Annotated in this window: 7 protein-coding genes; 4 read left to right on the top strand and 3 right to left on the bottom strand. The window is 48.3% G+C overall.

Annotated elements, in window-relative coordinates; translation table 11 throughout:
- Positions 1–147: 147 nt before the first annotated feature.
- Both H6F93_RS21140 and H6F93_RS21135 read right to left on the bottom strand, forming a co-directional pair.
- Positions 148–2,433, bottom strand: a complete 2,286-nt coding sequence (locus H6F93_RS21140; RefSeq protein ID WP_190684944.1) for a PAS domain S-box protein — start codon at positions 2,431–2,433, stop codon at positions 148–150.
- A 1,100-nt stretch (positions 2,434–3,533) separates the two neighbouring features.
- Positions 3,534–4,673: an aldo/keto reductase gene (locus tag H6F93_RS21135; protein ID WP_190684941.1), complete on the bottom strand. Its 1,140-nt coding sequence runs from the start codon at positions 4,671–4,673 to the stop codon at positions 3,534–3,536.
- 328 nt (positions 4,674–5,001) lie between these two features.
- On the opposite strand from H6F93_RS21135, the gene H6F93_RS21130 reads away from it, so the two are divergent.
- Positions 5,002–5,916 (top strand): LysR family transcriptional regulator, encoded by a 915-nt coding sequence (locus tag H6F93_RS21130; RefSeq protein WP_190684938.1) that lies wholly within the window; start codon positions 5,002–5,004, stop codon positions 5,914–5,916.
- Between the two features lie 364 nt (positions 5,917–6,280).
- Here H6F93_RS21130 and H6F93_RS21125 read toward each other — a convergent pair whose 3' ends face one another.
- Positions 6,281–7,240, bottom strand: a complete 960-nt coding sequence (locus H6F93_RS21125) for an MBL fold metallo-hydrolase (RefSeq protein WP_190684935.1) — start codon at positions 7,238–7,240, stop codon at positions 6,281–6,283.
- 461 nt (positions 7,241–7,701) lie between these two features.
- Between H6F93_RS21125 and H6F93_RS21120 the strand changes: the two genes are divergently transcribed.
- The 3 genes from H6F93_RS21120 to H6F93_RS21110 all read left to right on the top strand — a co-directional run.
- On the top strand, positions 7,702–7,941 hold the full coding sequence (locus tag H6F93_RS21120; protein ID WP_347277340.1) for a response regulator transcription factor: 240 nt from the start codon (positions 7,702–7,704) through the stop codon (positions 7,939–7,941).
- Positions 7,942–8,042: 101 nt separating this feature from the next.
- Positions 8,043–9,086: a cyanuric acid amidohydrolase gene (gene atzD, locus H6F93_RS21115; protein ID WP_190684931.1), complete on the top strand. Its 1,044-nt coding sequence runs from the start codon at positions 8,043–8,045 to the stop codon at positions 9,084–9,086.
- A 78-nt stretch (positions 9,087–9,164) separates the two neighbouring features.
- Positions 9,165–9,652 (top strand): transposase (locus H6F93_RS21110; protein WP_277882871.1); only part of this gene is annotated, 488 nt, incomplete at its 3' end.

Raw genomic sequence — 9,652 nt, 5'->3', positions numbered from 1 at the left:
GATCGCCTGTTCCCCATTTTCGGCTTGGGCAATCACCTGCATCTCTGGGTCACGGTTAATAATCGTGGCTAATCCTTGCCGAAAAATAGCGTGATCGTCCGCAATCAGAACCCGAATACTTGTGGCTTGGCTCATCGTGATGCTCACTCAAGGGTTGACGGTGACAACAATTTCTGTTCCTTGTCCAGGTTGGCTCCTAATTGTGAGTTGTGCGTCGATGCGCTCTGCCCGTTCGCTCATGCCCAGTAAGCCAAATCCCTCAGAAGATGGAAGACTCCCAACTCCAAAGCCCTGTCCATTGTCTCTCACGCGCAAGCAGAACTGATCGCGATCGTAGACTAGCTCCACTCGAATTTCGTCAGCATTGGCATGTTTAATCGCATTGGTTAAGGCTTCCTGCCCCATCCGTAGTAGGTTATTCTCGACTTCAGTGGGGAGAGCATACGCTGTCCCCTTGACCTCATAATACAAAGTGGTATCGTTTGCAGCCGCTCTGATTTGAGTTACGAGACGATGGAGAGCGCTCTGTAGACTGCCTTCCTCTAAAAGCTGAGGACGAAGCGCGACGACCGATCTCCGCGCTTCAGTCAGTCCAGTTCGCGCCAATTCTTTGATCAGGTCTAGGTGTGCCCCAGTTGCTTCTACATCATCCGTTAGCACCTGTTTTGCCGCTCCCACCTGAGCCAGAATGCCTGTAAACGCCTGAGCGAGTGTGTCATGAATTTCGCGCGCCATGCGGTTACGTTCATCCAAAATCGAGGCTGCTTCTGCTTGCTTTTGCAGCGTAATATCTCGCGCCAACCAAATCACCTGTTTGTGCCGAATCGGGGCAATGCGAGCCGAAAACCGGACTTCTCGTCTAGCTATCCACTGGCATTCAGTGTATTCAACGGTGAGTACTTGTTGGGTTTTCACCACCTGCTGAATATAACTCAGGAATTCATCAGCTTGTTCCTTGGCATAGAGTTGATGCAGTGTTTTACCAATATATTTCTCCCTATACTCCTCTCCATAGGATGGATTTCCTGGGATTGCGTCGATCACTTGCCCTTCAGCATTGTAAACACACAGCGGATCGGGAATGGCTAAAAAGAGCGCTCGCAGTTCTGCTTCAGAGGCTTGCAATGCTGCTTCTGCCTGCTTGCGATCGCTAATGTCCGCAATCACCCCTTCGATGTAGTCATCGTCTGCATTCAAATAAGAAGAGGAAAGTCCCCAGAACAATGTCCCATCTCGTTTTCGCATCTGTACTTCATAGCTTCGCACTTCCCCATCCCGCTTCAGTACCTCAATGGATTGTTGGTGATCGCTGGGACTTACAAAATAGCCGACGCAGTGTTCCCCAATGATCTCCTCTGGTGAATCAAAGCCCAACAGATTGGCAAGGCGTTGATTGGCATTGAGAATTAATCCATCCGAGATGCGGGTGCGGAAGATGCCGACCTGCGAGTTTTCAAAGATAGCTCGGAACTTGGCTTCACTGCGTTGTAATGCCTCTTCTGCTTGTTTGCGCTGGGTGGTGTCGTTGCCAACCGATAAGATTTCAACGACCTCTCCCTGTTCATTGAAGATGGCTTGATTCGACCAGACCATCCAAACTCGCCGACCATCTCGACACAGGTTTTCACCTTCGCCTTGCGGGTACGATTGAGGATTACGAAGTAAATCACGGACAAAGGGTTTGACATCCCGCCCAGAGGTTTCGATGTCTGGAATGATTGTTTCAAATAAGGTTCGCCCTACAATCTGATGTTCTTCATAGCCCAGGAGTTTCACCCCATAATCGTTGATGTATCGAATTCGTCCTTGCGTGTCATAGCAAATGATGACGGAATTCGCAGTTTGTAGCAGGTTGCGATAATTTGCTTCACTTTGTCTCAATGCGGCTTCGGTTTGTTGACGTTCAGCGATCTCCTGCTGCAAGGCTTGAGTTTGCTCTTCTACCTTCCTTTCCAGTGTTTCGGCATAGTCTTCTAACTGTTCATATAACCGAGCATTTTCCAGTGAAATTGCTGCCTGAGCCATCAACAGTTTCAGGACTTGCAAGCGATCGCTAGTAAACACTCCGGTACTGAGATTGTTCTCCAAATAAAGGATGCCGATCAGCTGATTTTGCTTGAGAATGGGTAGACAGAGGAGCGATCGCGTCTGTTGCTTTTGAATGTAAGGATCAGTTGAAAAAGACGATTCGCTGACTGCATCATCAAACACCAAAGTTTTTTGAGTGCGTTCTACCAAGCGAATAACGGAGACAGGAATCGTTGCACAGTCGGCAACAGCGAACTTTTCCAAGTCACACTGTCTACTTCCGCTGCATTGAGCCATCACAGTGAGTTGATCCTCTTCCAGGAGAACCAGAGTGCCAGTTTCGGCTCCTGCATTTTCGATTACCACCTGCATCAACGTGGCAATTAATTGATCGAGATGGATCATTAAACTCCCTCCGATGAAGGACTGTCAGCCATCTCCCAAAGTATATCGCTTGCCAAAATCCAGAAAATTAAGCTTCTGAGTGGATTTTTGAAGGTTTTCCAATGACTACGTTTGTGTGGCAGCGGGGGGAAGGTTCCAGGCGACCCCAAAATCTCGTTGCCAATCTTGTCAGCAATGCGGGAGCTTCGCTGTTGCCAAAGGCAATCGAATAATTCGATGTCCAGTGGTTTTGCCCTTTCTTGTGTTCTGATTGCGCCGCGACCCTGACGATAATATTCGGTGTTAGCAGACTGCACGCCCAACATTTTTGATTCAGCGATCGCCTCATCAGTGATAACTACAAAACTGCTCTAATTATCGGCGATCGCCCCATAAATTCTTCCCCATTCCGCTATTATTCTGGCAATAGTCAGATAGAGATAAGTGCAATTATCGTTTACGGGCAAGTCGCAATTTTTCAGAGTTTTCAACTGAATTGCTTACAGCTCAAGACTTTGAGCGATCGCGTGGCGCTTTTTGCAGCTATGCTGATACTGTTGGCGAAACATTGCTTAACGCACTGAAAGACCTGAATCTTTGTCGTTGCCTCGCTAAAATTCATTGAGCTTTGTATCTTTCACAGGCGATTCAGTTCCTTTACTTCGATTTATCGTCGATGACCTGCTAGAAGTCTGCCGTCTTTCAATGCGGTGCAAAGTTTGAACCCCTATCTCCCACATTACCAGGAGCTTTCGCTTCCTCCAGCATCCTTTACCCACTGGATAGTTGTGCATTCCTTACGGTTTGCCTACTCTGACCTCAAGACCAGAGAATCCATTGGGTTTCTGTAGTTCCAAGTGTTTGAGATGGGTCCGGGTCGGGTTCCGTCTTCACTCCGATGGGATTATGATCTGTCACTTAACGGAGTAGCAAGGTGTTAACCCACTCACTCACCTTTTGGTCTCAGTGTCTCAGCCCATTTCACTGACTGGCGCACATGACGAAGCTTCAAACAACGGTTCAGTTACCTTAACCCTTTCAGGCTTCCCCTTGCCCTTACCCAGATTGAGGCTTCCAGGCTTGGATACGTTCGTAGTCTGCATTCCAATACATACTCCATCTCAACCGATTGGACGTGGATTTGGCAGGCGAACCAACCCATTAAAATTCTTGCCAGGATACCAGGGCGTTTGGAGAAGATTGTCAAAACCGGGAAGGCTTTCCATGTGTTCCACCATCCGGGTACGCATGGAATCATCGGGTAACGATCCCCTTAATGCACCCATGTTTTCAACAACGTGGTCTGGGTTCGTGGTCGCGGGAATTGCGCAGGTTAGAGCCGGGTGAGAAATCACATACTTGAGAAAAAACTGGGCCCAGTTTTCGCAGCCAAAATCGCTGGCAAAATCGGGTAGTGGTTGCCCCTCTACCAATTCAAAGAGACGGGCTTTCTCAAAGGGCATGTTGGCTAAGACTGCTGTTCCTCGTGCCGCCGCCGCAGGAAGAATTCTGTCTTCAACTCCACGCTGACGGATTGAGTAGCGAAGTTGAACAAAGTCCAGGTCGCCATTCTCGATCCACCTCTCAAGCGCAGCAAAATACAACGGATCATGATGGGTAACGCCCACGTAACGAATTCTACCTTCTTCTTTCCATGCCTTTAGCAGGGGTAAAATTGCGTCTACATTCACCAAGCTGTGAACTTGCAACACATCAATGCGATCGCGAGACAATCGTGCCAGTGATTGTTCAAACTGACGTTGCGCCTGGCTAGGATCGCCCAGATACTCTCCAGTTGCCCAGGTTTTGTTAGTAATAAACAAATTATTGGTCAAGCCGAGGGTTCTGGCAAATTCGCCCACGTTCACTTCCGACATCCCGTAGAGCAGTGAGGTATCGACCACTCGCCCGCCTGCATCCCAGAAGCGGCGCATCACTTGTTGAAGATGATCGCGGGGCTGATCAGACAAAGCATCAAAGGTCATGAACGTTCCCAGCCCGATTGCAGGCAGTTTCTCTCTTGTGCGCGGGATCTCTCTCGTGATGATCTGCGCGGGTTGATTTGGAGCAGGTTGCGACGATTGAGTTTGAGTTTGATTCTGTGCCTGTGCCGTCTTCAAAAGAGTAGGTGTTAAGGCAGCAGCGGCTGCACCAAATCCTAACAATCCAATCGCAGACCGACGGGAAATATTTCGCCTAATTGCTGGACGGGAATAATTGTGGTTGGGTGTTGCATTATCTTCTAGGTTGCTGTTAGTCATTACTCATTACCGTAAAAAACACTGGCATTAGCGGCTTCATACCCTCAGAACCAGGAGCTTGATCGGGCGCGAAATATCTTGCCGATCTGGGGGCACGGCTTTGTTGGAAAGGCTGGGGATTTTATCGCTGAATGCTTAGTAAAACGTTTCAAGTGACTGTTTTTGCGCCACTGTCAGTGCTGAAGTTTGATCATCACTAACGAATGCATAGAAGCCTCAGTTGATAACAAACACGAATGAAACTATGTTGATCATTACACACAGAACATAATGTGTCCAATGCATACTTAAGATAGTTACTATATCACTATTGATATAGTATGAAACTATGACTCAACAGTTCCCCAATCTCGCGCGCATCGACCTCAATCAACTTCTGGCTTTGCAAGCCATCCTGGAGGAGAAGCACATCACTCGAGCAGCCGCTCGAGCCTCGCTCAGCCAGCCAGCAATGAGTCGCGTACTGGGTCGGCTGCGATCGGCACTTGGCGATGACCTGCTCATTCGTAGCGGCGTCGGGTACGAGCGAACACCGCGCGGCGATCGCCTGCTGCAAGAGTTGGAAGTTCTCCTGCCTCGCTTAAATGCAGTGATTGGGAGCAATGACTTTGATCCCTCCACCTCACAACAATGTTTTCGAGTTGCAGGCACTGACTATGCAGCCGCCATTATTATCAGTGGCACGGTGCGGCTCTGTCGCCAATCTGCTCCCGGCGTTCGGGTTGAAGTCGTTGGCTGGACACAAGACAGTTATCGTGATGTGGAAATGGGTCGCTGCGACGTGGCGCTGGGCGTCGGCAGCGTGCCAACCCTGCCCAAAGAATTGAAGGTAGAAGTGCTGTACCAGGAGAACTTCGTGTGCCTCATGAGTACAGACACCAAATTTAAGGGCAAGCGGTTTTCTCTAGACGAATATCTGCGCCGCCCACACGCGGTAGTCGCAACCGCCGAAGGGCGACAAACCATGATTGATCGTCCGCTTGCTGATTTGGGAAAGCAGAGAAATGTTGTGCTTCAGTCACCTTACTTTATGTCAACCGCGCTGAGTATTGTGGGGACCGACCTGATATTCACCGTCCCCATGCGCATAGCACTCGAACTCTCAAAGTTGGCCAACTTTCAGCAAGTATTACCCCCTCAAGAGATTAGTGACTTCCCCTACACAGTCGTCTGGCATCCTCGGCTTGGTGGTAATTCTGAACAGGCGTGGTTCCGTGACCAGATCCGGGCGACTGTGAAATGATGGTGAGAACCTTTATGTAGATGCACTAGGGATAGGTGATAGAGCGCGGTAAGGCTCCGTTATAGCAGAAAAATTTTGGTCGTCAAGGCTGAGAAGCTCGTAGTATAAAGCTTCCAGCAATTTCTTCCTTACAGCGAGCAATTGACTTGAACTGTCCGATCCTCAGCCATAAATGGGACAGTTGCCTTTGAAACTTCACTAATAACCAAAATTTTCCCTCTGCTAAAACTAAGCCAGTAACCGCGTTATTATTGTTTGTGCCGCAAAAAACTTCAAAAGCACTATGCGTAGGATTGAGGTACCCCGATTACAACGCTACAGATAGCGCTTCAAGAAATCCTTGCGACATGATCGGCAGATGCACTCAATCGGGGCGGAGGTCTCCAGGGGCTGCATTCGGGTCCATATTTTCGTAGCTGAAGTAGCGATCGGGAACGCCGTTATAGATGATGTAGTCATCAAAGATGTGGATTCCTGGCTTGTTATCCACTTGGGCGATCGCTGCTTTAACCGAATGCAACTGTGCCACCGTCATTTGTAAGGGACGTTCGTGGGGTTGGTAGTTGGTGCGAATCAAGTAGTCCAAACGAGGATAGATTGACATCTCCACATGACACCCGAGCAGGTGTGTTACCGGATGAATATCGGTGAAGGCAATCATCCGGTCAATACTGTTCCTGAAAGCATCCCAGTCACGGATATAGAGGCGACCGGGGTAAAGCAAATCTCCTGTGAAGAAAATTTGAGTATAGGGGTCGTAGATAGAAACCTCTGCATCCTCATGTCCGGGGGTTCCCATCACTTGCAGCACTCGCCCCCCTAAGTCAAAGGGTACGACTTCACTTGCCCAGTCTTGAAAGCCATAAAACTCAATCGTTTCAGCTAAGGTGCGTCCTACCATCTGGGTGTTGGGGCGATCGAAGAACTGAGGGTCACCCTCAAAGTGATCTCGATGGAGATGGGTGTGTGCAACGACTAGCGAGTAAGATTCACGCGGATACTTGGCTAACCATTGCTCTATCAATTCATCTACCGTTTGACGCAATGGAAAGAACTCAGGCGACCGTGTTGCTCCTGTGTCGAGTAGAATGGCACGATCATTGCCAAACAGCAGAAACATAAACGGTGCTTCGTAATGCACGGCCATGTTTTGACGCAGGATGTAGGTATGTTCGTTATAGGCATGAACTTGAATATCAGGTTCGCTGTTGTGCTTGGCCGAGATGGAGCCATGAATCCAACGAACATTGAGATTGCCCAATACAGGTTGATCTGTGGCAAAGTCAATGCGGTCAACAGCGTTTGTTTGAATGGATGCAGTCATGGGCAATACTCCTAAAGCAAGGAAGTGAACATTAAACAACACAAAGCCCAGGAAAGCTTCATTTTTGCAAGATGGTTAACTTCTCCGGGGCTTTTATTCCGCCGTGCAGCTAGCTAAGGCAGCATCAGGCTCAACTCCTCGCTAGCTTGCTTCTCTTGAACCAGCACTGTTAGCAAATGCTGCTCAGCCAGAACCTTAGAGGCGATCGTCTTTCCACTGTTTGACCTGATATCATCTCACCTTCAATGTACATGACATGCATCTTTGCACAATAATCTTTGCTGGGCATTTCGGTGTTCTCTTCTTTGTGTATATTGGGTTACTTAACTAGGGGCACTTAACCCAACTTGGATATAATGCTCTTCTATCACTCTAGGCAGAGGAAAGTCTGTAACCCTGTATGCGCTTTGTTCGGTACTGTCGCAAAATTTTTCAAAACGCTATCTAAAGTGTTGTAGTACGTGTATCTCAACTTTACTCGTAGTGCTTCCAAAAGTTTTTGCGACATTACCAGTTCTACTGCTCAGCCACATTTGAACTTAAGCGAGCGAGAGCGAGAGGTTCTACGGCTACTGGATCAGGGAAAAACAAATCGTGAGATTGCCAGAATCCTGCATATTATTGAAGGGACAATTAGAAATTACATCAGCCGAATTTTAAGTGAATTAGGAGTGAGCGATCGCACCCAATCCGCACTGTGAGCACAACAACACAATCTCCTATCCTAGCCGAACTTCTTTTACTTGTTCTTTTTTGATCCTATAATCCTGTTCAATTCAGTCCGGTTTCAACTTAAGTCGTCATGCACATTGACCTTCACAAAATCCCTCAAGCCAGTCCTGATGATATATCTGGTCTAGATGCCATAATCACTGCAGGAAAGCTTAAGCCTGCTGAGATCATTGCCATTCTTGGCAAAACTGAGGGAAATGGTTGCGTTAATGATTTCACTCGTGGGTTTGCAACCCAAAGCTTGAAGCTGTATCTAGGTCGGCACCTGGAAGCAGAAGCTGCCCAGCAGATTATTTACATCATGTCTGGGGGCACGGAAGGCGTGCTTAGCCCTCACATTAATGTCTTTACTCGTCGAGACGATCTCCCTAATGCTCCCAAGCGCTGGGGGTTAGTGATGGGCACCCAGCGCACGCGAGCCTTTTCTGCTGAAGAGATTGGTTCAATGGTGATGGTCGAAACGGTTGCCCAATCCGTTAGGGCAGCCATTCAAGAGGCTGGGCTCACTCCTGAGCATGTTCACTTTGTACAAATCAAGTGTCCTTTGGTACAGTCTAGCCAAAAAAAACAGATAGGTAGTACTCACAGTAGCTATCAGTCGATGGCTGATTCGCGAGGGGCATCGGCTCTCGGAGTTGCTTTAGCCTTGGGAGAAATTCAGCCTAGTCAACTCCAGCCAGAGTCTATCTGCCGCGATTTTAGTCTCTATTCCAAGGTTGCTTCGACTTCTGCTGGGGTTGAGCTTCAAACCTGCGAAATTTTTGTTTTAGGGAATGCTGCCCACTCCACTAGTGATTTGATTGTGGGTCATGATGTGATGCAGCATGCTCTGGATAGTGAAGCTGTTAATCGGGTGATCGCATCTACAGGGCAACTTGTAGATCAAGTAGTGAATGTATTTGCCAAAGCCGAAGCTGACCCCAGCGGTTTGGTCTTGGGAAGACGACACACCATGCTAGATGACTCTGATATCAGTCATACTCGCATGGCGCGGGCAGTTGTTGGCTCAGTGATTGCGTCTGTTGTTCAAGATCCGATGGTTTATGTGTCTGGTGGCAGCGAACATCAAGGACCACCGGGAGGCGGTCCAATTGCTGTTATTGCAACGCAGTAATCTACGTGAGTTTGGGATAAGGAGGGGTGGAACAGATAGAGTTGAAAGTACCTAATTCTCAACCAATCTAACCACCCCATGCTTAGTTTAGAATCCCTGTTTTGTCATGTCGATGATTTTTGTCAGTGGTTTGAACGCCAGTGGCAGCAGCAACTTTTAGGAGAGGGACGACAAAAACGCCGACGCTCTCGCAGCCTCTGCTTAAGCGAGATTATGACGATTTTGATTGCGTTCCATCAGTCGGCATACCGCAATTTCAAGTGGTTTTACACGCAGTTGGTCTGTCGCTATTGGCGTAACGCTTTTCCGGGGTTGGTCAGTTACAACCGCTTTGTCGAATGGATACCATCTGCTTTGATTCCCTGGTGCGGCTATTTGCGTCAATGTTTTGGTCCGTGTACAGGACTCAGTTTCATCGATGCGACCAGTATCAAGGTCTGTCATAACCGTCGGATTGCTTCTCACAAAGTGTTCAAACCGTTAGCAGCACGAGGCAAAACCTCGGTCGATTGGTTTTTTGGCTTCAAGCTGCATCTAGTTATCAATGAGCAAGGAGAATTACTCAA

The organism is Leptolyngbya sp. FACHB-671 (assembly GCF_014695745.1).
Classification (GTDB): domain Bacteria; phylum Cyanobacteriota; class Cyanobacteriia; order Elainellales; family Elainellaceae; genus JAAUTN01.
The sequence above is the reverse complement of the archived record's forward strand: the minus strand, read 5'-3'. Positions and strand labels throughout refer to the sequence as shown.

Excerpts from the sequence above, each read along its gene's own strand:
- H6F93_RS21130 (WP_190684938.1), top strand. The coding sequence starts at position 5,002 with ATGACTCAACAGTTCCCCAATCTCGCGCGCATCGACCTCAATCAACTT.
- H6F93_RS21135 (WP_190684941.1), bottom strand. The coding sequence starts at position 4,673 with ATGACTAACAGCAACCTAGAAGATAATGCAACACCCAACCACAATTAT.
- H6F93_RS21125 (WP_190684935.1), bottom strand. The coding sequence starts at position 7,240 with ATGACTGCATCCATTCAAACAAACGCTGTTGACCGCATTGACTTTGCC.
- H6F93_RS21140 (WP_190684944.1), bottom strand. The coding sequence starts at position 2,433 with ATGATCCATCTCGATCAATTAATTGCCACGTTGATGCAGGTGGTAATC.
- atzD (WP_190684931.1), top strand. The coding sequence starts at position 8,043 with ATGCACATTGACCTTCACAAAATCCCTCAAGCCAGTCCTGATGATATA.